This window comes from Streptosporangium sp. NPDC049078 (genome assembly GCF_040648855.1).
GTDB lineage: Bacteria > Actinomycetota > Actinomycetes > Streptosporangiales > Streptosporangiaceae > Streptosporangium.
The window spans coordinates 1-25,659 of the sequence record NZ_JBEZEL010000035.1 but is presented as its reverse complement, the minus strand read 5'-3'; the positions used below and the strand labels follow the sequence as shown (position 1 = coordinate 25,659).

The 25,659-nt window shown below is 70.1% G+C and carries 10 protein-coding genes; 4 read left to right on the top strand and 6 right to left on the bottom strand.

The window, feature by feature from the left end:
• Positions 1 to 386: 386 nt before the first annotated feature.
• The gene (locus AB0B90_RS38335; RefSeq protein ID WP_350949969.1) at positions 387 to 1,622 is read left to right on the top strand and encodes a glycosyltransferase; all 1,236 of its coding nucleotides are present in this window, start codon (positions 387 to 389) and stop codon (positions 1,620 to 1,622) included.
• A 221-nt stretch (positions 1,623 to 1,843) separates the two neighbouring features.
• On the opposite strand, the gene rfbB is transcribed toward AB0B90_RS38335, so the two are convergent.
• Positions 1,844 to 2,752, bottom strand: coding sequence for a dTDP-glucose 4,6-dehydratase (gene rfbB / locus AB0B90_RS38330; protein ID WP_350949968.1), 909 nt, complete (start codon positions 2,750 to 2,752; stop codon positions 1,844 to 1,846).
• 332 nt (positions 2,753 to 3,084) lie between these two features.
• On the opposite strand from rfbB, the gene AB0B90_RS38325 reads away from it, so the two are divergent.
• Together AB0B90_RS38325 and AB0B90_RS38320 are read left to right on the top strand one after the other, a co-directional pair.
• The gene (locus AB0B90_RS38325; protein ID WP_362926797.1) at positions 3,085 to 4,314 is read left to right on the top strand and encodes a class I SAM-dependent methyltransferase; all 1,230 of its coding nucleotides are present in this window, start codon (positions 3,085 to 3,087) and stop codon (positions 4,312 to 4,314) included.
• A gap of 53 nt (positions 4,315 to 4,367) precedes the next feature.
• Positions 4,368 to 5,306, top strand: coding sequence for an NAD-dependent epimerase/dehydratase family protein (locus AB0B90_RS38320; RefSeq protein ID WP_362926795.1), 939 nt, complete (start codon positions 4,368 to 4,370; stop codon positions 5,304 to 5,306).
• Between the two features lie 59 nt (positions 5,307 to 5,365).
• Here the strand turns inward: AB0B90_RS38320 and AB0B90_RS38315 are convergent, their stop codons facing one another.
• Positions 5,366 to 6,118: an alpha/beta fold hydrolase gene (locus AB0B90_RS38315; RefSeq protein ID WP_350949965.1), complete on the bottom strand. Its 753-nt coding sequence runs from the start codon at positions 6,116 to 6,118 to the stop codon at positions 5,366 to 5,368.
• A gap of 329 nt (positions 6,119 to 6,447) precedes the next feature.
• Here AB0B90_RS38315 and AB0B90_RS38310 point away from each other — a divergent pair, with 329 nt between their 5' ends.
• Positions 6,448 to 8,217: an ABC transporter ATP-binding protein gene (locus AB0B90_RS38310; RefSeq protein WP_350949963.1), complete on the top strand. Its 1,770-nt coding sequence runs from the start codon at positions 6,448 to 6,450 to the stop codon at positions 8,215 to 8,217.
• 126 nt (positions 8,218 to 8,343) lie between these two features.
• Here AB0B90_RS38310 and AB0B90_RS38305 read toward each other — a convergent pair whose 3' ends face one another.
• The 4 genes from AB0B90_RS38305 to AB0B90_RS38290 are packed head-to-tail and all read right to left on the bottom strand — an operon-like array spanning position 8,344 to position 25,657.
• On the bottom strand, positions 8,344 to 9,354 hold the full coding sequence (locus tag AB0B90_RS38305) for an enoyl-CoA hydratase/isomerase family protein (protein ID WP_350949962.1): 1,011 nt from the start codon (positions 9,352 to 9,354) through the stop codon (positions 8,344 to 8,346).
• Between the two features lie 3 nt (positions 9,355 to 9,357).
• Positions 9,358 to 13,401: a beta-ketoacyl synthase N-terminal-like domain-containing protein gene (locus AB0B90_RS38300; protein ID WP_362926792.1), complete on the bottom strand. Its 4,044-nt coding sequence runs from the start codon at positions 13,399 to 13,401 to the stop codon at positions 9,358 to 9,360.
• A 38-nt stretch (positions 13,402 to 13,439) separates the two neighbouring features.
• Complete coding sequence (locus tag AB0B90_RS38295) at positions 13,440 to 19,046, bottom strand: SDR family NAD(P)-dependent oxidoreductase (RefSeq protein ID WP_362926790.1); 5,607 nt, start codon at positions 19,044 to 19,046, stop codon at positions 13,440 to 13,442.
• Between the two features lie 38 nt (positions 19,047 to 19,084).
• Complete coding sequence (locus AB0B90_RS38290) at positions 19,085 to 25,657, bottom strand: SDR family NAD(P)-dependent oxidoreductase (protein ID WP_362926788.1); 6,573 nt, start codon at positions 25,655 to 25,657, stop codon at positions 19,085 to 19,087.
• Positions 25,658 to 25,659: the final 2 nt, after the last annotated feature.

Genomic DNA, 25,659 nt, shown 5'->3' with positions numbered 1-25,659 from the left:
TGAACGCTCGGCTAGGAAAACGCCTACTTAATCCGAGAATTCGACGCCACCTGCGATCATGCCTCTGACCTGGGACAACAAGGGAATTCTGTGTCCACGAAAGTGCGGCACCCATAAAACGGACACCGTTTTTCAAAGAATCAGGCGGGCCGTTAACAGCCGTCCGCGCGCCGGGCCGCGAGCGCCCGCCCATCACCCGCATCGACGCCGCGAATCTAATGATTTCCGGGAATCGGTCACACCAGGATGTGCCGGACAGGAAACTCAAGATCGCTGCTCGGATCCGTCACACATGTCACCTCGGCAGCCGATCCAGGGAGGCAACCAAGGGTGAACCCGACTTCGACCACCACCGGCCCGGCCCTTGAACGTCCGACCGTGACGCGATGCGCGCTCTCATAGCGACCGTCGGCTCCGAGGGGGACGTCCAGCCTTTTCTCGCCCTCGGAAAACGCCTGATCGCCGAGGGTCACGACGTCGTGTTCTCGGCCTCCGACAGCTACACCGCACGCGCCGGCGCCGTCGGCGTTCCCTTCGTCGGCAGGCCGACCTGGAACGAGACGGAATTCCAGGCGAACTACCTCCGCATCATCAGCGAGAGGAACAAGCTGCGGCAACTGACCGTGGTGATCGAATTCCTGGCGCAGGAGCAGCGTGCCGCGCTACCTCAGCTGATGGCGCTGGCCGGTGAGGCCGATGTCGTCATCCACTCACCGCTGGCCATCGGCGCGGTCGCCGCGGCACGCGCGGTCGGCACGCCCCACGTGAGCGTGCACCACACCTGGCCGCTGCGCCGAGCACGCGGGCACGGCCCGACCAATGTCGACCTCGGCCCCGTCGGCAACGCCCTTGCCTGGGCGGTCACCGGCGCGGGAGTCAGGCTCGCGACCGACAAGCTCCTCAACCAGGTCGTCGCCGCGGCCGGCCTTCCCCCCTGGCGCGACATCCTCTTCGACGCGAGCCATTCGCGCCTGCTCAACCTCATCGCCATCAGCCCGCACACCCTTGAGCACGATCCGCTCTTCGGTCCTGCCTACCTCAACACGGGATACTGGTTTCTCGACGAGCCGGACTACGTGCCCCCGGACGACCTCGCGGCGTTCGTGGCCGACGAGCCGCCGGTCGTGATCGGCTTCGGCTCGAACAACGGGTTCGACGCCAACGCGGTCACCGAGCAGCTGCTCGACGCGGTCAGCGGCCTGGGCCGGCGCGTCGTCCTGCTGTCCGGCTGGGCGGGGCTCGGAGACCAGGAGCTCCCGCCCCACGTCTTCCTGGCGGGCTTCGTCCCGCACGGGTGGCTCTACGCCCGCGCCGCGTGCGTCATCCATCACGGGGGCGCGGGCACGACCGCGGCGGCGTTCCGCGCCGGTATCCCGCAGGCGGTCGTGTGGCTCCAGGGCGATCAGCTCCACTGGGGAAGAAGGATCGCGCAACTCGGTGTCGGGCCGTCTCCTCGTTCCCAGCACGCCCTCAAGGCCGGCTGGTTGCGGGGCGCGCTCGACAGCCTGCTCGACAACGGCGACATGGCGGCCCGTGCCCGGATGCTGGGCACCGCGATCCGCGCGGAGGACGGAACCGGTATGGCGGTCCGCGCGATCGAGAAGGCGTTCGCGGCCAGGTGAGCACGGCCGCGGCGGCAGTCGCATCGCACCCGAAACCCGCGCGGCGAGGCGCATGACCCGGGCGCGGCCGTACCGCCGGGGTGCCCTCAAGGTGCCGTCGGGGTGCGGCGATCGAAGTCGTCGAGAGGGTCCGTACGGCGGGCCGTCGGAGATCGCGTCACCGCGCGGGTTGCCCCTCACACCAACCCGCGAAGCGGCACCGGGACTTCCGGTCGCGATCCCTACGCGTCAAGGGACTCCCACCAGGATCGGTTCTCCTGATACCAGGTGACGGCGTCCGCGAGGCCCTCCTTGAAATCGATCACGGGTTCGTAGCCGATCTCCTCGGTGATCTTCCCGTGGTCCAGCGAGTACCGGTAGTCCTGGACGCGCCGGTCCGGCACGTAACGAACCCGGTCCCAGTCGGCACCGGCCAGTTCGAGCAGAAGACCGGTCAGCTCACGGTTGGTGAGCTCTATCCCGCCGCCGATGTTGTAGATCTCACCGGCGCGGCCCTTGTCGAGGACCATGGAGATGCCCCGGCAGTGGTCGTCGACGTGCAGCCACTCGCGGACGGCGCTGCCGTCGCCGTGCAGGGTGAGGTCACGCCCCTGGAGCAGGCGGGTGACGAAGCGAGGGATGATCTTCTCCGGATACTGCCGGGGTCCGTAGTTGTTGGAGCATCGGGTGATCGAGAGGTCCAGGCCGTAGGTGCGCCAGTGCGATCGGGCGAGGCAGTCACTGGCCGCCTTCGACGCCGAGTACGGGTTGTTGGGCTCAAGCCGGAACCGTTCCGTCCACGACCCCTGCTCGATCGACCCGTACACCTCGTCGGTGGACACGTGCACGACCCGCTGGATCCCGTTCATCCCGCACTGTTCGAGAAGCCGGTGGGTGCCCATCACGTTGGCCCAGACGAACGGCTCCGCGTCGTCCACCGCCCTGTCGACGTGCGACTCGGCGGCGAAATGCACGACCGCGTCGTGCCCCGGCACGAGGTCGGCGAGCAGTTCCCGATCGCAGATGTCACCGCGTACGAAGGTCAGCCTTGGATGTTCCTCGGGCAGGTTCTCCCTCCTGCCGGCGTAGGTCAGCTTGTCCAGAACGGTGATTCGGGTGTCCTCGTGGCCGGGATATCGGCCTTCCAGCATTGACCGAACGAAATGGGATCCGATGAACCCAGCTCCGCCAGTGACCAGGATTCGCATCTGATACTCCTTCATCCGCGTTACCTGCCTCGCCTCTGGCGGACAACTCGGACGGAAACACGGTGTCGGCGATCATGTGATTCCCCCAGATCAAGGGGTTTCGTTCAGGCGATTGTGCCTCAGCCGATCAGGTAATTCCCCTAGTGTTGTCGGACGTAGGCTCCGACCGCCGGCCGATCGAGGACTGGTCGTGAGCTGTCGAAACGCCTTCCGGCAGATCGAGCGCGGTGGCCACGGCGGCCGGGCGACCCGACAGCTGGAGGGAGAGAACGCTGATGGACACCACCAGCCGGTGCCTGGTGTGCGGGGCCGACCGCCTGGAGGAGGTGGTCTCGCTCACCCCGACTCCGCCCGCCAACGACATCGCGCCCACCGCGGAGCTGGCCAGAGCCCAGGACCGATACCCGCTGGACCTCGTGCGCTGCGCCGGATGCGGCCTGGTCCAGCTGGTGGACGTCATTCCCCGGTCGGTGCTGTTCGCCGACTACCGGTACGCCACGGGTGCCGCTCCCGCCCTCGTCGACCACTGCCGTGCGCTGGCCACCCTGGTCACGGATCGGCTGGGGCTCGCCGCCGGGGCGAAGGTGCTGGAGATCGGCTCGAACGACGGCACGCAGCTGAGCTTCTTCGGTGAGCGCGGCATGCGGGTGCTCGGCGTCGACCCGGCGGTAGAGGTGGGAACCTACGCGCGGGAGCACGGGGTTCCCACGCTGACCACACATTTCGGTGTGGAGACGGTCGAGAGGATCCTGGGCGACATCGGACCCGTCGACGCGGTGCTGGGCAGTAACGTGCTCGCCCACGTCAACGACGTGAACGGAGTCCTCCGCGCGATCCGCATGCTCCTCAAGCCGGGGGGCAGCGCCGTCATCGAGGTCGCGCACGTCCTGCCGATGGTCCAGCACGGTATCTTCGAGTTCGTCTACCACGAGCACCTTTCCTACTTCTCCCTGCACGTGCTGGCCAGGGCGGCCGAGGCGAACGGCCTCGCGGTGTTCGACGCCGAGCTCATCTCGACCCAGGGAGGCTCGCTGCGCTGCTGGATAGGCCGCGACGACGACGGCCGCTCCCCGAGCGCCGAGTTCGACCGGATCCTGTGGGCCGAGGTGGACGCGGGGGTGCCCGACGGCGGTTTCCTCGACGGCTTCGCGAACCGCGTCGACCGGGTCTGCACGACCCTCAACGACGTGCTGGGCGGCCTGTCGAAAACCGGCCGGCGGATCAGCGGGTACGGCGCGTCGGCACGAGCCGTCACCCTCCTCTCCCAGGCGGGAGTGGGCGGCGAGATCGACTGGATCGTCGACGACAACCCGCGCAAGGTGGGCAAGTTCACGCCAGGCGACGGTATCCCCATCGTGGGCTCCGAGCGGCTCGTCGCGGACTCGACCGACTACTGCGTACTGTTCGCCTGGAACTTCGAGGCCAGTATCCGCGCACGGTCGACGGCGTTCTCCGCGGCCGGCGGCTCGTTCGTCGTGCCGTTCCCCGAGCTGTCCATCCGGTGAGGCCGATCCTGTCGGCCCGGCACATCGCGTGACGATCGTCTGGAGGAGTTGACGTGCACGTCCTGGTCACCGGAGGTCTGGGTTATCTCGGCCGTGCGCTCACCCCCGGGCTTCTCGCCGCCGGTCACCGGGTCACCGTCCTGACCCGGGGCCACCCGGACGCGGAGCGGCCCGCCGACGTCGGCCTGGTGGAAGGCGATGTCCGCGACCGCGACCGCATCCGGGAGATCGTCGCCGCCGGACGCTTCGACGCGGTGTGCCACCTCGCCGCGGTGTCGCGGGGGCGGGACTCGTTCGCCGACCCGCTGACGTACTACGACGTGAACGTGGCCGGTACCCTCAACCTCCTCATGGCGCTCGACGACATCCGCGAATCGGTGCCGCCGGTTCGATTCGTGTTCGCGTCGACCGACAAGGTCTACGGTTCGCGGCACGTCGGCGCCCTGGGCGAGGACGTGGAGCCCCATCCGGAGAGTCCCTACGCGGCGTCGAAGGTCGGTGCGGAGCAACTCGTCGCCGCGTACGCCGCCACCGGGGCGATCGGCGCGGTCACGCTGCGGTGCTTCAACATCGCCGGAGCGGCCGGCGGGCGCGCCGACACCGACACCGCGCGCATCATCCCGAACATCTTCCGCGCGCTCACCGGCGAGTCGCCGTACGTCACCCTCAACGGCGACGGGTCCGCGGTCCGCGACTTCGTCCACATCCTCGACGTGGCGGCGGCGATACGGCTCTCCCTCGCCGCCGTGCGGGTGGGCGAGCACCGCGTCTACAACATCGGGAGCGGCACCGCGTCCAGCATGGCGCAGGTCGTGGCGACGGCGGAAGCCGTGACCGGGCTCCCGGTACCGGTCAGGAAGGCGCCGCCCAAGCCGGAACCGCAGATCCTCACGGCCGACAACGGCCGCGCCGTGAAAGAGCTCGGCTGGCTTCCCGAACGGTCGGACCTCACCGAGATGATCACCGAGGCGTGGAACGCCTGGAACACCTGACGATCGGCCGCGCGGGCGAAGCCCGCCGTCGGCCCGCCGTCCGCGACGGGCCGACGCGGCTACGCCCCGAGTTCCCTGGCGATCTCCTCGTTCACCGCCTGCTGGTGCCGGGTGAGGAAGAAGTGACCGCCGGAGAACACCTTGATACGGAAACGCCCCGAGGTGTGCCGGCTCCAGGACTCCGCCTCCTCGATCGTCGTCCTCGGGTCGGCGTCCCCGGTCAGCACGGTGATCGAACCACTCATCCGCTGCTCGGGATCTCCGGTGTAGGTCTCGATCGCGCGGTAGTCGCCGCGCAGCGCGGGCAACGCCATCCGCAGGATCTCCTCGTCGCCGAGCAGCCCGGCGTCCGTGCCGTTCAGCAGCTTGAGCTCGGCGATGATGCCGTCGTCGTCGCGCCGGTGCACCGACTCGTCCCGCTGGGTGGACGGCCCACGGCGTCCCGAGGCGATCAGCGTGTGGGGCGCGTTGACGCCCTTGCGCTCCAGCCGGCAGGCCACCTCGAAGCCGATCACCGACCCCATGCTGTGGCCGAAGAAGACCGTCGGCTTCTCCGACAGCGTGATCAGCTCGTCGACGATCCGATCCGCCAGGGTGCCGATCTCGGTGATGCACGGCTCCCGCAACCGATCCTGCCGACCGGGGTACTGGATGGCCACCACATCGGCGCCCGGCGAGAACCTGGCCGAGGCCGGACGGAAGAAGCTGGCCGATCCGCCCGCGTGCGGGAAGAACACCAGGCGCTTACCCGCCCCCGCCGCCGGATGGTAGCGACGGACCCATGCGGTGCTGACGTCGTCCGCGATACTCACGATCCGTTGACCCCTTCATCTCGCCGAATAGCACTCGGGACCAGTGAAACCCATCGCGACTCACAAAAACACTAGAAGCCGGGCCGGTGGGTTCCGCCCCGAGGCCGCCGACCTGTCCTCAGGCCACGAACTCCGGTGATTTCCTGGTCTTTCGCCGTTTACTGTCACCACTGGCCGTCACTGCGCGCCGCCACCGAGTCGCGCCGCCAGGTCGATCGGCCGGCCACCGTCCAGGTGCGCCGGGTACGCGCCGTACAGAGGATGTCATGGACGCAGACAGCGGAGACCCTCGGGGTCAGCAGGCAGGCGGCATACCAACGACGCCTCGGATGGAGAAGGTTCCGCGCGGGCGGGTGCGCCTCGGCGGCCTGGGCAGGTGGAACTCGTGGCGGCCGCTGTTCGACCTGGTCCGGCCGCACAAACGCGTGCTGCTGCTGGGTGGCGTGTTCACCCTGGTGGGGAGCTCCGCCGGGCTGGCGATGCCGATCCTCGCCAAGAGCGTGATCGACGCCTTCGGAAACGGTGGCGACCTCGCCGGCCCGATCCTCTGGCTGTCGGTGGCGGTCCTGCTGGCGGCCCTGCTGCTGGGGGCGGGTCGCTTCCTGCTGGAGCGGATGGGCGAGGGAATCGTGCTGACCTCGCGCATGAGCCTCGTCGACCGCATCCTGCGGCTCAGGGTGGCCGACGTGGACCGGCTCAAGCCGGGAGACCTGCTCTCCCGGGTCAACTCCGACACCACGCTGCTGCGCGCCGTCTGCACGGACGCGCTGGCCAGCTCGGTGAACGCGATCTTCATGTTCCTGGGCGCGGTGGTGCTGATGGCCGTCATCGACGGCCTGCTCCTCCTGGTCACGCTCGCGGTGGTCGCCCTGATCGGCCTGATAGCGGCGTCGATCGTGCCGCGCATCGGCCGGGCGTCGCTCCAGGCCCAGGTCGCCCTCGGCGAGATGAGCTCCATACTCGACCGCGCGCTCCAGGCGTTCCGCACGGTCAAGGCCAGCGGGGCCGAGGCACGCGAGATCGCGGTGGTGGGCGTCGCGGCCTCCGAGGCACGTGACCGCGGCGTGGCCGCCGCCGCGTGGACCTCGGTCACGAGCGTCGGCACCTGGATGGCCACCCAGCTGGCGTTCCTCGCCGTGCTCGGAGTGGGCGGCGCGCGCGTCGCCGGCGGGGCGTTGGAGATCTCGTCGCTGGTCGCGTTCCTTCTCTACATGTTCTACCTGGTCTCCCCGATCGGGACGCTGATCGACAACCTCACCCAGATGCAGAACGGCCTGGCCGCGATAACCCGTATCCAGGAGATCTCCGAGCTTCCGTCCGAGCCGCCCACCCCTGGGACGCGGGAGCCGGAGAGCACCGACCCCGTCGGCCTCGTCTTCAGCGGCGTGGTCTTCCGGTACGGCGAGAACCGGTCGATCGTCCACGACCGGGTGGACTTCGAGGTGCCCGCGGGCGGCATGACCGCCCTGGTCGGCCCTTCGGGAGCCGGCAAGTCCACGGTCTTCGGGCTCATCGAACGGTTCTACGAACCACAGGCCGGGCGAATCCTCATCGACGGCCGGGACATCCGCGAATGGCCGCTGAGCGAGCTGCGCGCCTCGCTCGGCTACGTGGAGCAGGACGCCCCCGTCCTCGCCGGTACGTTCCGGGAGAACCTCGTCTTCGGCGCGCCCGGCGCCACCGAGGAGGAGATCGCCCACGCCGTGGCCCGCACCCGCCTGGACGATCTGATCGCCCGCCTGCCCGAAGGCCTCGACACACCTGTCGGCCACCGCGGCGTCCTGCTCTCCGGCGGGGAACGCCAGCGGGTGGCCATCGCGAGGGCACTGCTTCGCAAACCCCGTCTGCTGCTGCTCGACGAGGCCACCTCGCAGCTCGACGCCGTGAACGAGCTGCGCCTGCGCGAGGTGGTGGCCGAGGTGGCGCGGGAGACCACGGTCCTGGTCATCGCCCACCGGCTCTCCACCGTCACCGGCGCCAACCGGATCATCCTCATGGAGGCGGGCCGGGTCCGCGCCTACGGCACCCATGACGAGTTGGTCGACGCCGACGACCTCTACCGCGAGCTCGCCGCGACCCAGTTCCTCGTCACGTCCTGACGCTTCAGGAAGCCGGTGCGGCATTCGTGGGCGACAGCCGCGAGGCCGCTCCGGTGGGGCGCTCGAACCTTCGGCCGCGAGATCCGCCGGCCGGTGCTCTCCCCGTCGCGACGGGGAGAGCACCGGTCATGACGGTGTCGGTCCGTGCGCGGGAACGTTCATGTCGAGCGCGGTGCCCTCGGTCCAGGGTTCCGGCCGGGTCAGGAACACCGAGTCGCCGTCGGTGCCCTCCTGCATCCGCACCCACCGCCGCATGGCGGCCTGGGTGACCGGTGACGACATGCTCATCAGCGCGGCGACGGCCTCCTGGTTGAGGCTGGCCCTGGCCGAGAGCGAAGGGGCGTCATTGAAGATCCGCTTCTGCAGGGCCACGGCCTTCCGCGGTCGCCTGGCATAGCGTTCCGCCATCCGCCGCACCGTGTCCAGCAGGTCCTCGGCCGGCACCACCCGGTTCACCAGGCCCAGCTGCAGAGCCTCCTGCGGCGTGTAGGAACGCGCTTCGAGCATCATCTCCAGGGCCCGGGACGGCCCGACGAGCTGGACGAGCCGCTGCCCGCCCAGGGAGGTGTTCAGCCCCAGCGACAGTTCGGGCAGGCTGAAACCGGCATCACGGTCGGCGGACACCCGCATGTCGAAGAAGACCGACATCTCCAGGCCACCGCCGCCGCACGGCCCGTTCACCGCGGCGATCCACACCGCCGGGGAGTGCATCAGCCGCAGCGCCATGTCATGGAACCGGGTCACCGCGAGCAGTCCTTTGAGCGAGGAACGGGCGATCAGACGTTCGCCCGCCCGGCCTGTCATGGTCCGCACAGTCCGGTACAGGTTCTGAGCGACCGCGCGGGAGATCTCCGGCGTGCCGTCCGCCTGCGAAGAGAGGTCGGCGATGTCGAAGTGGGTGATGAACCGGCCGGGGCGCGCGCCGGTGACGACGACCGCGCCGACCGAGGCGTCCTGCTCCACCGCCTCGACGAGCCGGATGAAGTCCCGTTGCATCGCCAAGGTCATGTAGTTGAACGGCGGGGCGTCCACCCGCGCCGTCAGCACCCGGCCCGACTGCTCAAGCCGCAACGTGGACAGTTCGAGACCTACCGCGCCTTCCACCGGCCCCCGATCCGTCTGTTCTGCACCGGACATCTCTCAACCTGCCCGTCGGAGCCAGTCGTCGACCAGGCGGGCCGTGTCCTCCGCCTTCTCGGCGAGCATCGAAAAGTGGTTCGCCTCGATCGTCCGTACGGTGTGCGACGGGTCGAACGGCGTCGCCCGCCAGTAATCCGATTCGGGTTCGACCTCGGAGAACGGCTCCGTGCACTGCACGAACAGCACGGGCGCCCCCACCTCGGCCAGTTCGATACCGTGCGTCATGGCGGACCAGTGCCCCATCGCGGACAGTCGCGCGGTGTTGAACTCACCGAAAACCGTCTCCATCCGCATGATGTACTGCAGCACCTGCTCGGACAGCGTCTGCGAATCGCCGCCCGCGCGGGGGTGGAAGGAGTCCATCATCACCACCGCCTCCGGGGAGATCCCCGACTTCTCCAGCACACCGGCCGCGCCGTAGGCGAGGATGCCGCCGGCCGAATGACCGACGAGCACGAACGGTTCCCCCTCACTGGCCTGCGCGACGCCTTCCGCGATACTCCCGAGGGCGACGTCGATCGTGGCGGGAAGACCCTCACCGAGGGCGTAGCCGAGCAGGGGAAGCGCCGAGACGTGCCTTTCCCCGCGGAAGTGCGCGGCGAACCGCGCGTACTGGTGAACGCCACCGGTCACCGTGGACGAACTCACGCAGATCAAACGAGGCGGCGCCGAACCACCGGCCAGCGTCACCGGCCGGGGTGTCTCCTTCGGGTCGACAGGTGCGTCGTACATGGGCCGGGCCCTCGCCACGGCATACAGCAGTCCGAACGCCTCCTGTGTCTTCCCGGAACGGAAAGCACCACGGAACAACTCCGCCACGGTGTCGTTCAGCTGGCCCGCCGTCGAGGTGGCGGCCGCCGCGCCGTCGTTCGGCCGGTTGAAGAGCTCATGCCGCAGCCAGTGGGCGAGACCGGCGGAGTTCTTGTTCTCGAACACCGCCATCAAAGGGAATTCCCAGCCGATCGCCCTGACCAGGGAGTTACGCAGTTCGGTCGCGCTGAACGAGTCGAAACCCAGCTCGAAGAAATCACGTTCGAGATCGACGGCCGAGGAGTCGCCGTGGCCGAGAACGGCTGCCGCGTGGCGCTCCACCAGTTCCCGCAGCACCTCGTGCTGCCGCGCTTCCCCAAGCCCCCGCAACCGCTCCCGAGCGGTGTCCGCCTCGGGTGTCGACTCGGAATCGACCGGCCCCATCACCGCGGCCAGCCCGGTCTCCGCCGGGTTCCCGGTCGGCGAACCGGTTCCGCCGAGCCAGTAACGCCGTCGCTGGAAGGCATAGGTGGGCAGGTCGATCCGGCGCCCGCCAGGTGGCAGCACCCGCCGCCAGTCGACGGGAACCCCGCGCACGTACAGCTCGGCCAGCGCGACCGTGGCCGCCGTATGCTCGTCCCGGTCCTTACGCAGCACCGGCACCAGCACCGCGTCCGGCCGATGCCGGTCGGCGGACGAGCCGGCGAGCGCGGCGAGGGTCTCACCGGCCATCGAGGCCAGCACCCCGTCGGGGCCCAGTTCCAGATACGCCCGCACACCCTGGTGGTGCAGGGTTCGCACACCGTCGGCGAAACGGACCGCGCCGCGGACCTGGTCGACCCAGTAGTCGGGCGAGCAGAGCTGCTCGGCCGTGGCCACCTCGCCGGTCACGTTCGAGACGACCGGGATGCGCGGCGCGCCGTAGGTCAGCGTGCGGGCCAGGGCACGGAAGTCCTCCAGCATCGGATCCAGCAACGGTGAATGGAACGCGTGCGACACCCGCAACCGCTTCGTGCGCACCCCCCGCTCCTCCAGCACCGCGGCGATCCCGAGAACCGGCTCCTCCACACCGGAGATCACCACCGAGGCGGGACCGTTCACCGCCGCGATCGACATCTCCTTCTCCCGCCCGGCCAGCAGAGCGGCGACCTGCTCCTCGGAGGTCCGCACCGACACCATCGCCCCACCGGCGGGAAGCGCCTGCATCAACCGCGCCCGGCCCGCCACCAGCGCACACGCGTCGGCCAGCGACAACACCCCGGCCGCATGCGCCGCCGCGATCTCCCCGATCGAATGCCCCGCCAGCACACCCGGCCGCAACCCCCAGGACTCCACCAGCCGGAACAGCGCCGTCTCCACCGCGAACAACGCGGGCTGCGCCCACCCCGTCCGATCCAGCGACTCCGCCTCGGCCGACCCCGGCTCGGCGAACAGCACCTCACGCAACGAACAGTCCCGGTGGTGCCCCGCCAGCCCAGCCTGCTCCCGGTCGAACCTCTCCAGCAGCGGCTCCAGCTCGGCGAACACCTCGTCCAACGCGGTCGCGAACACCGGGAAACGGTCGTACAGCTCCCGGCCCATCCCCGCCCGCTGACTCCCCTGACCGGTGAACAACACCGCCAGCCTCGGCTCCACCCCCGCCACCCCGCGCACCACACCGGCGCCCGGCAGATCCTCGGCCACCGCACCCAGTCCGGCCAGCGCCCCCTCACGATCGGCGGCCACCACCACCGCCCGATGCTCGAACGCCGACCGCGTCGCCACCAGCGAGAACCCCATGTCCACCTGGTCCAGCTCGCGGTGCGCACTCACCTGCGCCGCCAGTCGTCGCGCCTGCTCACGCAGCGCCTCGGCACTTCTGGCCGACACCACCCAGGGCACCACACCCGTCGGCGTCCGGTCCCGCACCCCCGGCTCCGTCTGCGGCACCTCCGGCTCCTGCTCGATGATCAGGTGAACGTTGGTGCCGCTGATCCCGAACGACGACACGCCCGCCCGGCGCGGACGACCCGTCTTCGGCCACTCGACCTGCTCGGTCAGCAGCCTCACCGCGCCCGTCGACCAGTCCACGTGCGAGGACGGCGCGTCCACGTGCAGCGTCCTGGGCAGCACCCCGTGCCGCATCGCGAGCACCATCTTGATCACACCGGCCACGCCCGCCGCGCCCTGCGTGTGACCGATGTTCGACTTGATCGATCCCAGCAGCAACGGCCGACCGGCTTCACGGTTCTGGCCGTAGGTGGCGAGCAGCGCCTGCGCCTCGATCGGGTCGCCCAGCCTGGTACCGGTCCCGTGCGCCTCCACCGCGTCCACCTCTGCGGCGGTCAGCCCGGCACCCGCCAGTGCCTGGCGGATCACCCGCTGCTGCGAAGGGCCGTTCGGCGCGGTCAGACCGTTGGAGGCGCCGTCCTGGTTGATCGCCGACCCGCGCACCACCGCGAGCACCTGATGACCGTTGCGGCGGGCGTCCGACAACCGCTCCAGCACCAGCACACCGACACCCTCGGACCAGCCGGTGCCGTCCGCGCTGTCGGAGAACGCCTTGCACCGCCCGTCGGGCGCCATTCCGCCGTCCACGCCGAAGCCAAGGAACCCGAGCGGGGTGGCTATCACCTTGACACCGCCCGCCAGCGCCAGGCCGCACTCGCCCGAGCGCAACGCCTGCGCCGCCAGGTGTATGGCGACCAGGGACGACGAGCACGCGGTGTCGATCGTCATCGTCGGGCCCTCCAGGCCCAGGACGTAGGACAGACGGCCCGACAGCACACTGGCCGCCGTACCGGTGAGGACGTAGTTCCGCACCTCTTCCCCGGCTTCCAGGCACAGGTTCCCGTAGTCCTGGCCGTTGGTGCCCACGAAGACGCCGGTGGAGCTGCCCTTGAGCGAGACCGGGTCGATCCCGGCCCGCTCGACCGCCTCCCACGTCGTCTCCAGCAGCAACCGCTGCTGCGGATCCATCGCGAGCGCCTCACGCGGCGTGATCCTGAAGAATCCAGGATCGAACTCCGTCACATCCGACAGGAACCCGCCCTGACACTCCGCGCCCAGCATCGATATCGTCTCCACATCCCAGCCCCGATCGACCGGGTGTGTGGAGATCGCGTCCTGTCCCTCGGACAGCAGCCGCCACAGATCCTCAGGAGAGGCGACTCCACCTGGAAAGCGGCACGCCATCGACACGACCGCTATCGGCTCGTGCCTGCCCGACTCCACCTCTTCGAGCCGCCGGCGGGTCTCGTGCAAATCGGCGGTGACCCACTTCAGGTACTCGACGAGCTTCCGGTCTTCGGACATGAGAGTGGCCCTTCACAGTGTTCAGACAAGGGCTCGAATCACAGATCTTTCGAGCGCCCCAGTTCGTTGTCGATGAAGCTGAGGATTTCCTCGGTACTCGCCGATTCGAGCATGTCGGCGACGGCGACTTCGCCGTTCTCCGTGCCGCTCTCGCTCACCCTCGCCAGCAGGTGCCGCAGCCGGGTCGAGATGCCGTTCCGGGTGCGATCGTCGAGCGCGTTGCCGGGAAGACCGGAAAGAGAGGTCTCGAACCGGTCGAGGTCGGCCAGCAACGACAGCTCCACCGCGGCGTTCGCTCCGGGCGCGATCTCCTCCAGGAGGTATTCGGCGAGGCTGGCCGGGGTCGGGTAGTCGAAGATGAGGGTCGCGGTCAGCCGCAGTCCGGTGGCCACGTTGAGCCGGTTGCGCAGTTCCATGGTGGTGAGGGAGTCGAAGCCCAGCTCACGGAACTCTCGTCCGGGCTGGATGGCGTCCAGCGACTCGTGTCCCAGCACCACCGCCGCCTGCGTCCGGACCAGGTCCATCATGAGCCGGACCTGCTCGGTGTGCTCCAGGCCGGCGAGCCGCTTCACCAGCTCCGCTTCCCCGCCCGCCACAGCCGAGACCGCCGAGCGACGCCCAGCGCGGACCAGGCCCCGCATCAGATGCGGCACCTCGCCCACCGCCCGCAGCACCGACAGCTCCAGCCGCACCGGCGCCACCGTCGCCCGGCCCGACGCGGTGGCGGCCTCGAACGCCGTGAGGCCCTGCTCGGCCGACAACGCAGGCATCCCCGGCCGGTTGATCCGCCGCATCTCGACCGCGCTCAACGTGCCGGTCATTCCCGCGTCCTGAGCCCACGCCCCCCACGCCAGCGACAACCCCGCCAGTCCTTCGGCCCGGCGCACCTGAGCCAGCGCGTCCAGGAACACGTTGCCCGCCGCGTAGTTGCCCTGACCAGGCGCTCCCATGACACCGGCGAAGGAGGAGAACATGACGAACGCCGCGAGGTCCGTGTTCCGCGTGAGTTCGTGCAGGTGCCAGGCCGCGTCGACCTTCGGCCGCAGCACCGCGCTCAGGCCCTCCGCCGTCAGCGACGGAATCGTGCCGTCGGCCAGCACACCCGCGGTGTGGATCACCGCGGTCAGCGGATGCGCGGCATCGATCCCGGCCAGCAGCGCCGCCACCTGGTCGCGATCGGCCATGTCGCAGGCGGCGACCGTGACCTCGACGCCGTGCGCGATCAGCCCGGCCCGCAACTCCGCCGCACCCGGAGCGTCCAGGCCCCGGCGGCTGGTCAGCAGCAGACGCCGCACCCCACGCTCGGCCACCGCATGCCACGCGAACAACGCACCCAGACCACCGGTACCGCCGGTGATCAACACCGTCCCCTCCGGGTCCCAGACCCGGCTCGCCGTTCCCTCCGTGTCAGAGCCGGGCACCACCCGCGCCAGGCGCGGTGCCCACACCTCGCCGTCGCGCACCACCGCCTGCGATTCACCCGAGGAAAACGCCTCGGCCAGCACCGCCGGCAGTCCGGACAGCGAGGATTCCCGGTCATCGACGTCGACCAGCGCGAACCGGCCCGGTTCCTCGGACTGCGCGCTGCGGACCAGACCCCACGTCCCAGCAGCCGGAAGATCGGTCACCACCTCATCGTCGGTCGCGACCGCGCCCCGGGTGAGGAACACCAGGCGCGAATCGGCGAACCGGTCATCGGCCAGCCACTGCTGCAACAGGTGCAGCACGTGAGTCGTCAGCGCATGCGCCGACTCCACCGTCCCGACCGCCGGATCCGAGAGCGCCTCCACCATCACCACGGCCGGGACCGGCCCCGCCTCGGCCAGCGCGGACAGATCCGCATGCACCGGCACCGCGTCCCCGGCACCGCGCAACGCCGCCGCCACGCCCAGCGCGTCCACGCCGAGCACCGCCACCGGCATCGACGCCTGCTCCGCCTGCGGCACAGCGGCCACCGGCGTCCACTCCACCCCGAACAACGACTCCCAGCCCGCCCCGGCACCATCGGAGACCTTCAGTTGCTCAAGCGCGACCGGCCGCAACACCACGTTGCGCGCCGACACCACCGGCCCACCGGCGGCATCCACCGCGCTCAACGACACCGCGTCCGGCCCCGTCCTGACCAACCGCACCCGCAACACCGACGCCCCAGCCGCGTGCAGGCACACCTGCTCCCACGAAGACGGCAGCGCGCCGCCCTCGGAACCGTCCAGATCGGCGAAGGCCACCGCGTGCAGCGCCGCGTCCAGCAGCGCCGGGTGCATCCCGAACGAACCCGCGCTCGGGGCCACCTGCTCGGGCAGGGCGACCTCGGCGAACACCTCACCGTCGGCACCGCGCCAAAGCTCGCGCAACCCCTGGAACGCCGGACCGTAGGCGAAGCCGTCCTCGGCCAGTTCCTCGTACAGTCCCTCCAGCTCGATCGCGGACGCCCCCGCGGGCGGCCACTCCGCCGCCTCGAACGGCACGACCTCCGCCACTCCGGTCGCGAGCGTGCCGGTGGCGTACCGCGTCCACGCCACCTCCTCGGCCGCCCCCGCCGAACGGGCGTACACGCTCACACTCCGGCGACCCGACTCCTCCTTGGCCTCCACCCACACCTGCACCGTGACCGCGTCCCGCTCGCCCAGCACCAATGGCGCGTCCAGGGTCAGCTCCTCCAGCAGGTCGCAGCCGACCTGGTCACCGGCACGCACGGCCAGCTCCACGAACGCCGACGCCGGTACCACCACCGAGCCCGCCACCACGTGGTCGGCCAGCCACGGATGCGTGCTCACCGACAACCGACCCGTCAACACCACCCCGTCGGAGTTGGCCAGCGGCATCGCCGCGCCCAGCAACGGGTGATCCGTCGCGGCCAGACCCGCCGCCGCCACGTTCCCGATGTCGGAACCGAGGTTGTCGGGCCAGAACCGCTGGTGCTCGAAGGGATAGGTCGGCAGATCGACCCGGCGACCACCCGGCAGCACCGAACGCCACTCCACCGGCACCCCGTGCACATGCAGCTCGGCCAGCGCCGCCATGGACGCCGCGTGCTCATCGCGGCCCTTGCGCAGCACCGGCACCAGCACCGTGGGCAACTCATGCGCCTGCGTCTCCGGTTCGGTCGCGATGACGTCCTGGGCCATCGCGGTCAGCGCCCCGTCGGGGCCGAGCTCCAGATACGCCCGCACGCCCTGCGCACGCAGGGCACGAACAGCGTCGGCGAAGCGCACCGCACCACGCACCTGCTCCACCCAGTACTCCGGTGAGCACAACTGCTCGGCCGTGGCCGCCTGTCCGGTCAGCGTGGACACGATCGGGGTCCTCGGCGCCCCGTAGGTGAGCCCGCTCGCCAGAGCGCGGAAGTCCTCCAGCATCGGGTCCATCAGCGGCGAATGGAACGCGTGCGACACCCGCAACCGCTTCGTCCGTGCCCCTCGTTCCTCCAGGGCTGCGGCGATGTCGAGGACCGGCTGCTCAGCCCCGGAGATCACCACCGAGGCCGGGCCGTTCACCGCCGCGACCGAGACCTCCTTCTCGCGTCCGGCGAGCAGCTCGGCGACCTGCTCCTCGGAAGACTGCACCGCCACCATCGCCCCACCGGCGGGAAGCGCCTGCATCAACCGCGCCCGGCCCGCCACCAGCGCGCACGCGTCCTTCAAGGACAGCACCCCGGCCACGTGCGCCGCGGTGATCTCCCCGACCGAGTGGCCCGCCAGCACATCCGGCCGGATTCCCCACGAGGACACCAGCCGGAACAGCGCCGTCTCCACCGCGAACAACGCCGGCTGCGCCCAGCCCGTTTGATCCAGCGCCTCCGCCGCCGACCCCGGCTCGGCGAACAGCACCTCGCGCAACGACCCCTCAAGCAGCGGCTCGAACTCGGCGATCACCGCGTCCAGCGCCTCGGCGAACACCGGGAACCGCCCATACAGCTCCCGGCCCATCCCGGCCCGCTGCGACCCCTGACCGGTGAACAGCACCGCCAGCTGCGGCTCACCCGCGGCCACCCCGCGCACCACACCCGCACCCGGCCGATCCTCGGCCAACGCCCCCAGCCCGGCCAGCACACCCTCACGACCATCGGCCAGCACCACCGCCCGATGCTCGAACGCCGACCGCGTCGTCGCCAGCGAGAACGCCACATCGGCCAACCCGAGACCGGGCTCACCCTCCAGGAGGGACAGCAGTTGCCCGGCCTGCACCCGCAACGCCTGACCCGTCTTCGCCGACACCGGCACCGGCACCACACCCGCGGGCGCCTCGCCCTGCGAAACCTCTCCGGACTCCGGTACCTCCGGCCCCTGTTCGAGGATCACGTGCGCGTTGGTGCCGCTGATCCCGAACGACGACACACCCGACCGACGCGGACGACCCGTATTCGGCCACTCGGCCGCCTCGGTCAGCAGCTTCACCGCACCCGCCGACCAGTCCACGTGCGAGGAGGGAGTATCGACATGGAGCGTCTTGGGAAGCACACCGTGCCGCATCGCGAGCACCATCTTGATCACGCCGACCACACCCGACGCCGCCTGCGCGTGACCGAGGTTCGACTTGATCGCACCTATCAGCAGCGGCCTGTCCTCGTCCCGGTCCTGGCCGTACGTCGCGAGCAGCGCCTGCGCCTCGATCGGGTCACCCAGGACCGTGCCGGTGCCGTGCGCCTCCACCGCGTCCACCTCGGACGCCGACAGACCGGCGCTGATCAGCGCCTGGCGGATCACCCGTCGCTGCGAGGGGCCGTTCGGCGCGGTCAGGCCGTTGGACGCGCCGTCCTGGTTCACCGCGGAGCCACGCATCACCGCGAGCACCTGGTGGCCGTTGCGGCGCGCGTCCGACAACCGCTCCAGCACCAGCATGCCCACACCCTCGGACCAGCTGGTGCCGTCCGCGCTGTCGGAGAACGCCTTGCACCGGCCATCGGGCGCCACCCCGCTGCCCTGCATGCCGAAGCCGACCAGCACCATCGGCGACGTCATCACCGTGATACCGCCGGCCAGCGCGAGCGAGCACTCCCCCTGCCGCAGCGCCTGCGCCGCGAGGTGCAATGTCACCAGCGACGACGAACACGCCGTGTCCACCGACACCGCGGGCCCCTCCAGGCCCAGCGTGTACGACAGGCGGCCCGACAGCACGCTGGCCGCCACACCGGTGACGCCGTTGCCCTGCGCGTCCGCCGGAGAACTCATGATCAGGCTCATGTAGTCCTGACCGTTGGTGCCCACGAACACCCCGGTGGAACTGCCCTTCAGCGAGGCCGGGTCGATCCCGGCCCGCTCGACCGCCTCCCACGTCGTCTCCAGCAGCAACCGCTGCTGCGGATCCATCGCGAGCGCCTCACGCGGCGAGATCCCGAAGAACCCCGCGTCGAACCCCGCCACATCCCCCAGGAACCCACCCTCGGATCCGATACCCACCGCCGACATCGACTCCAGGTCCCAGCCCCGATCGGTCGGGACCGGCGCGATCGCGTCCTCGCCCTCGACCAGCAACCGCCACAGATCCTCGGGAGAGTCGACCCCACCCGGGTAACGGCACGCCATCGACACGATCGCGATCGGTTCCTGCCTGCCCGACTCCACCTCTTCGAGCCGCCGACGGGTCTCGTGCAAATCGGCGGTGACCCATTTCAAGTACTCGACGAGCTTCCGGTCTTCGGACATGAGAGTGGCCCTTCACATTGTTCAGACGCGGGCTCGAATCACAGATCTTTCGAGCGGCCCAGTTCGTTGTCGATGAAGCTGAGGATTTCCTCGGTACTCGCCGATTCGAGCATGCCGGCGACAGCGATTTCACTAGTTTCCGTGCCGCTCTCGCTCACCCTCGCCAGCAGGTGCCGCAACCGGGTCGAGATACCGTTCCGGGCGAGATCGTCGAGCGCGTAGCCGGAAAGAGCGGTCTCGAACCGGTCGAGATCGGCCAGCAACGACAGCTCCACCGAGGTGTTCGTTCCGGGCGCGATTTCCGCCAAAAGGTGTTCGGCGAGGCTCACGGGGGTGGGGCAGTCGAAGATGAGGGTGGCGGGCAGCCGCAGGCCGGTGACGGCATTGAGCCGGTTACGCAACTCCACCGCGGTGAGGGAGTCGAAGCCCAGCTCACGGAACTCCCGCCGCGCCTGGACGGTCTCCGCCGACTCGTGCCCCAGCACCGCCGCCGCCTGCGCCCGCACCATCTCCACCACCAGCCGAACCTGCTCGGCCTCCCCCAACCCCGCCAACCGCCGCACCAGCTCCGAATCCCCACCCGCGAGGGCGGAAACCGCCGACCGACGGCCCGCACGAACCAGGCCACGCATCAGATGCGGCACCTCGGGGAACGTGCGCAGCACCGAGAGATCCAGCCGCGCCGCCACCACCGCCGCCCGACCCGACGCGGTGGCCGCCTCGAACGCCGCGAGCCCCTGCTCGGCCGAGAGCGCCGGCATCCCCGCCCGCGCCATCCTGCGCAGATCGACCGCGCCCAGCGTGCCGGTCATCCCGGTCTCCTGCTCCCACAGGCCCCACGCCAGCGACAGTCCCGGCAGTCCCCCGGCCCGGCGCTGCCGGGCCAGCGTGTCGAGGAACGCGTTCGCCGCCGCGTAGTTGCCCTGCCCGGCATTGCCCATCACCCCGGCGAACGAGGAGAACACCACGAATCCGGCCAGATCCAGGTCCTGGGTGAGCTCGTGCAGATGCCAGGCGGCGTCGACCTTGGGACGCAGCACCGCATCCAGCCCTTCCGCCGTCAGCGACGGAATCGTGCCGTCGGCCAGCACACCCGCGGTGTGAATCACCGCGGTCAGCGGGTGCTCGGCGTCGATCCCGGCCAGCAGACCCGCGACCTGATCCCGATCCGCCATGTCGCACGCCGCGATCGTGACCTCGACCCCATGCGCGATCAACTCCGCCCGCAACTCCAGTGCTCCCGGAGCGTCCACCCCTCGACGGCTGGTCAGCAGCAGGTGCCGCACTCCCCGCTCGGCCACCACGTGCCGCGCGAACAAAGCTCCCAGACCACCGGTACCACCGGTGATCAACACCGTCCCCTCCGGATTCCAGACCCGGCCCGCCTCGTCGCCGACGTCAGAGCCGGACACCACCCGCGCCATCCGCGGAACCCGCACCTCACCCCCGCGCACCGCCGCCTGCGGCTCACCCGAGGCCAGCACCCCAACCAGTGCGTCGAGCAGGACCGACAGCGAGGACTCCTGATCATCCACGTCGACCAGCGCGAACCGGCCCGGGTTCTCCGACTGAGCACTGCGGACCAGGCCCCACACCCCAGCGGCCGGGAGATCGGCCACCACTTCGCCATCGTCGGTCGCGACCGCGCCCCTGGTGACGAACACCAGGCGCGAGTCGGCGTACCGCTCCTCGGCCAGCCACCGCTGCAGCAGGTCCAGCACATGGGCGGTCAGTGCATGCGCAGACTCCACCACCCCGACCGCCGGGTCGGAGGCCACCTCCATCAGCACCACACCCGGCACCGGGCCCGCCCCGGCCAGCGCGGGCAGATCCGCATGCACCGGCACCATGTCCCCGACCGCCCGCAACGCGGGGGCAAGACCCAGCACGTCCAAGCCGAGCACCGCCACCGGTATCGACACCGGCACCTCGTCGGCCTGCGACAGGCCACTCGCAGCAGGCCACTCCACCCGGAACAACGCGTCCTGCCTGGCCCCGCGAGGGTCGGAGCCGGCCACGTGCTCGGTGGAGATCGGCCGGAGTGCCACCGACCTCGCCGACACCACCGGCGCACCCGTCGCATCCACCGCGCTCAGCGACAACGCACCGCCGCCCGTCCTGGCCAGCCGCACCCGCAGCACCGACGCCCCGGCCGCATGCAGGCACACCCCACCCCATGACAACGGCAGGCGGCCACCCGCGACATCATCCAACCCGGCGAACGGCACAATGTGCAACGCCGCGTCCAGCAGCGCCGGATGCACCCCGAACGAACCCGCGTCACCGGCCTGCTCGGGCAACCTCACCTCGGCGAACAGCTCGTCATCGCGTCGCCAGGCCGCCCGCAGTCCCTGGAACACCGGCCCATAGCCCAAGCCCTCCCCCGCCAGCTCTTCATACAGCCCCGCCAGCTCGATCGCGGCCGCGTCGGCCGGCGGCCACACCGCCATGTCGAACGGCTCGGCAGGCGAAGCATCCGTGGCGAGCGTGCCGGTGGCGTGCCGTACCCACGGCACCTCCTCGGCCGCGTCCGCCGAACGGGCGTACACACTCACCGACCGGCTGCCCGACGTCTCCGCAGCTCCCACCCACACCTGCACCGCCACCGCGTCGTCCTCGCCCAGCACCAGCGGAGCATCCAGGGTCAGCTCCTCGACCACCTCGCAGCCGACCTGGTCACCGGCACGCACCGCCAGCTCCACGAACGCCGACGCCGGTACCACCACCGAGCCCGCCACCACGTAGTCGGCCAGCCACTGCTGCGCACTCACCGACAACCGGCCGGTCAGCACCACTCCATCGGAGTCGGCCCGAGGCATCACCGCACCCAGCAACGGGTGATCCGTCGCGGCCAGGCCCAGAACGCGAGCGTCACCGCTTTGCTTGGCGTTCGGCCAGAACCGCTGGTGCTGGAAGGCATAGGTGGGCAGATCCACCCTGCGGCCACCGGTCAGCACCTGCTGCCAGTCGACCGTCACGCCACGGACGAACAGCTCCGCCGCCGACGTCAGCACCCGCTCCAGGCCGCCCTCATCGCGGCGCAGCGTCCCGGCGATCACGGCCTCCACCTCGGCCGCGTCCACGCACTCACCGATGCCGACCGTCAGCACCGGATGCGGACTCACCTCGACGAACACCCGATACCGCTGCTCCAGCAACTCTCCGATCACCGGAGCGAAAGCCACCGTGCGCCGCAGGTTCTCACACCAATACCCGGCTGCCAGCTCCGGCCCTTCCAGCCACTGACCGGTCACGGTCGAGAGCATCGGCACCCGCACCGGCTGCGGCGCCACCTCCGCCAGCACCGCTGCCAGCTCTTCGGCGATCAGATCCACCTGCGCCGAATGCGAGGCGTAATCCACCGCGATCCGCCGCACCCGAACATTCTCAGCCGACAACCGCTCCACCAGCTCCTCGACCGCCGCGACCTCACCGGCCACCACCACCGAGCTCGGACCATTGACCGCCGCCACCGAGATCCGCCCGTCCCACGCCGCCACCCGCTCGGTGACCTGCTCCACCGGCAGCGCCACCGACGCCATCGCTCCATGTCCAGCAAGCCGCTCACCGATCAGGCGGCTGCGCAACGCCACCACCCGGGCGCCGTCCTGCAACGACAGGCCACCGGCCACCACCGCCGCCGCGATCTCCCCCTGCGAATGCCCCACCACCGCGTCCGCACGAACACCCAGCGACTCCCACACCGCCGCCAACGACACCATCACCGCGAACGAGACCGGCTGAACCACATCCACCCGATCCAGCGACGGAGCACCCTCCACACCCCGGACCACATCCAGCAACGACCAGTCCACGAACGGCTCCAACGCCGCCGCACATTCGGCCATCCGCGCCGCGAACACCCCCGACTCCTCCAACAGAGCCGCACCCATCCCCACCCACTGCGCCCCCTGACCCGGGAACACCCACACCGACTTGCCCACCACATCGGCCACCCCGGACACCACACCCGCCGTGGGCTCACCCGAAGCCACCGCACCCAACCCCGCCAGCAAACCCCCACGATCCCCGCCGACCACCACCGCACGGTGCTCGAACACCGACCGCGACACCACCAGCGACGACCCCACATCCACCGGGTCAAGCTCGTCGGCTGCCCGCACGTGCGTCAGCAATCGCCCGGCCTGTGCCCGCAGTGCCTCCTCGGTCTTCGCCGACACCACCCACGGCACCGCACCCGGCGCCTGACCCTGGTCACGCGACTCCCGCTCAGGAACCTCCGGCCCCTGCTCCAAGATCACGTGCGCGTTGGTGCCGCTGATCCCGAACGACGACACACCCGCCCGACGCGGACGACCCGTCTGAGGCCACTCGACCTGCTCGGTCAGCAGCTCCACCGCACCCGAGGCCCAGTCCACGTGCGACGACGGCTCATCCACGTGCAACGTCCGAGGCAGCACACCGTGCCGCAGAGCCATCACCATCTTGATCACACCCGCCACACCGGCCGCCGCCTGCGTGTGACCGAAGTTCGACTTGATCGACCCCAGCAGCAGCGGACGGTCCTCGTCCCGATCCTGGCCATAGGTCGCCAGCAGCGCCTGCGCCTCGATCGGGTCACCCAGCGTCGTCCCCGTACCGTGCGCCTCGACCGCGTCCACCTCGGACACCGAGAGCCCGGCCCCGGCCAGCGCCTGACGGATCACCCGCTGCTGGGAGGGACCGTTCGGCGCCGTCAACCCGTTCGACGCACCGTCCTGGTTCACCGCAGAACCGCGCACCACCGCCAGCACCTGGTGGCCGTTGCGGCGGGCGTCCGACAACCGCTCCAGCACCAGCATGCCCACACCCTCGGAGTAGTTGGTGCCGTCCGCCGCGTCGGCGAAGGACTTGCACCGCCCATCTCCCGCCAGCCCACCCTGCACACTGAAGCCGATGAACACCGCCGGGGTGGCCATCACCGTCACACCACCGGCCAGTGCCAGGTCGCAGTCACCCGAGCGCAGTGCCTGCGCCGCCATGTGCATCGCCACCAGCGACGACGAACACGCCGTGTCCACCGTCACCGCAGGACCCTCCAGGCCCAGCGCGTACGAAATCCGACCGGTCGCGACGCTGCCCGCCGTACCGGTGCTGATGAAGCCCATCGCCTCCGGCGGGAGTGCGGCGCTCATCCCGTAGTCGTGATACATCACCCCGGCGAACACGCCGGTGCGGCTGCCGCGCAACGAGATCGGGTCCACACCCGTCCGCTCGATCGCCTCCCACGACGTCTCCAGCAGCAGGCGCTGCTGCGGGTCCATCGCCAGCGCCTCACGCGGCGAGATCCCGAAGAACCCCGGATCGAACTGCGTGGCACTCTCCAGGAAACCACCCTCGCGCACGTAGTCCGAACTGTACGAGGCCCCCAGATCCCAGCCACGCGTGGTCGGGAACTCGGAGATCCCGTCCCCGCCCTCGGCCACCAGCCGCCACAGATCCTCCGGAGAGGCGACCTCACCCGGGAAACGGCACGCCATGCCCACAATCACGACCGGATCGTTCGTCACCGGCACCGGCATCGCGGGAACCCGCACATCGGCGTCCTCACCGAACAGTTCGGCCAGCAGGAAGTCCGCCAGTACGGTCGGTGTCGGGTAGTCGAACACCAGCGTGGACGGCAACCGCAGCCCCGTCGCCGCGTTCAGCCGGTTACGCAACTCGACCGCGGTGAGGGAGTCGAAGCCCAGCTCACGAAACTCCCGACGCACCTCCACCATGTCGGACGAGGCATGACCCAGCACCATCGCCGCCTCGACACGCACCAGGTCCACCAGCACCTCGGCCCGCTCGGCCGCCCCCAACGGAGCCAACCGCTGCAACAACGTCGCGGCCACCACCGAACCCGACGCCGCCGACCGCCGACCACCCCGCACCAGACCACGCAACAACGCCGGCACCTCGCCGTAGGTGCGTATCGAAGGAAGATCCAGCCGAACCGGAACCAGCACTGCGTGCTTCAGCGCGGTAGCGGCCTCGAACAGCGCCATGCCCTGCTCCACCGACAGCGGCGGCATGCCCGTACGGGTGATCCGCTGCATATCGATATCGCCCAGCGTGCCGGTCAATCCGGTGTCCTGAGTCCAGGGCCCCCAGGCCAGCGAGAGCGCGGGCAGCCCTTCGGCCCTGCGCACCTGCGCCAAGGCGTCCAAGAACGTGTTCGCGGCCGCGTAGTTGCCCTGCCCTGCGGAGCCCATCACGCCCGACAGGGACGAGTAGATGATGAACGCCGCCAGATCCAGATCCCGGGTGAGTTCGTGCAGATGCCAGACGGCGTCGACCTTCGGCCGCAGGACCGTCTCCAGCCGCTCAGGCGTGAGCGACGGGATCGTGCCGTCGGCCAGCACACCGGCAGTGTGGATCACCGCGGTCAGCGGGTGCTCGTCGTCCACCTGCGCCAGCAGGGCCACCACCTGGTCGCGGTCGGCCATGTCACAGGCCGCGACCGTGACCTCGACCCCATGCGCGATCAACTCCGCCTGCAACTCCACCGCCCCCGGAGCCTCCAGCCCTCTTCTGCTGGTCAGCACCAGATGCCGCACCCCACGCTCGGCCACCACATGCCGAGCCAGACTCCCTCCCAGACCACCGGTACCACCAGTGATCAACACCG

Coding starts and splice junctions, on each gene's coding strand:
- AB0B90_RS38335 (WP_350949969.1), top strand. CDS start 387: ATGCGCGCTCTCATAGCGACCGTCGGCTCCGAGGGGGACGTCCAGCCT.
- rfbB (WP_350949968.1), bottom strand. CDS start 2,752: ATGCTGGAAGGCCGATATCCCGGCCACGAGGACACCCGAATCACCGTT.
- AB0B90_RS38325 (WP_362926797.1), top strand. CDS start 3,085: ATGGACACCACCAGCCGGTGCCTGGTGTGCGGGGCCGACCGCCTGGAG.
- AB0B90_RS38310 (WP_350949963.1), top strand. CDS start 6,448: ATGGAGAAGGTTCCGCGCGGGCGGGTGCGCCTCGGCGGCCTGGGCAGG.
- AB0B90_RS38305 (WP_350949962.1), bottom strand. CDS start 9,354: ATGTCCGGTGCAGAACAGACGGATCGGGGGCCGGTGGAAGGCGCGGTA.
- AB0B90_RS38300 (WP_362926792.1), bottom strand. CDS start 13,401: ATGTCCGAAGACCGGAAGCTCGTCGAGTACCTGAAGTGGGTCACCGCC.
- AB0B90_RS38295 (WP_362926790.1), bottom strand. CDS start 19,046: ATGTCCGAAGACCGGAAGCTCGTCGAGTACTTGAAATGGGTCACCGCC.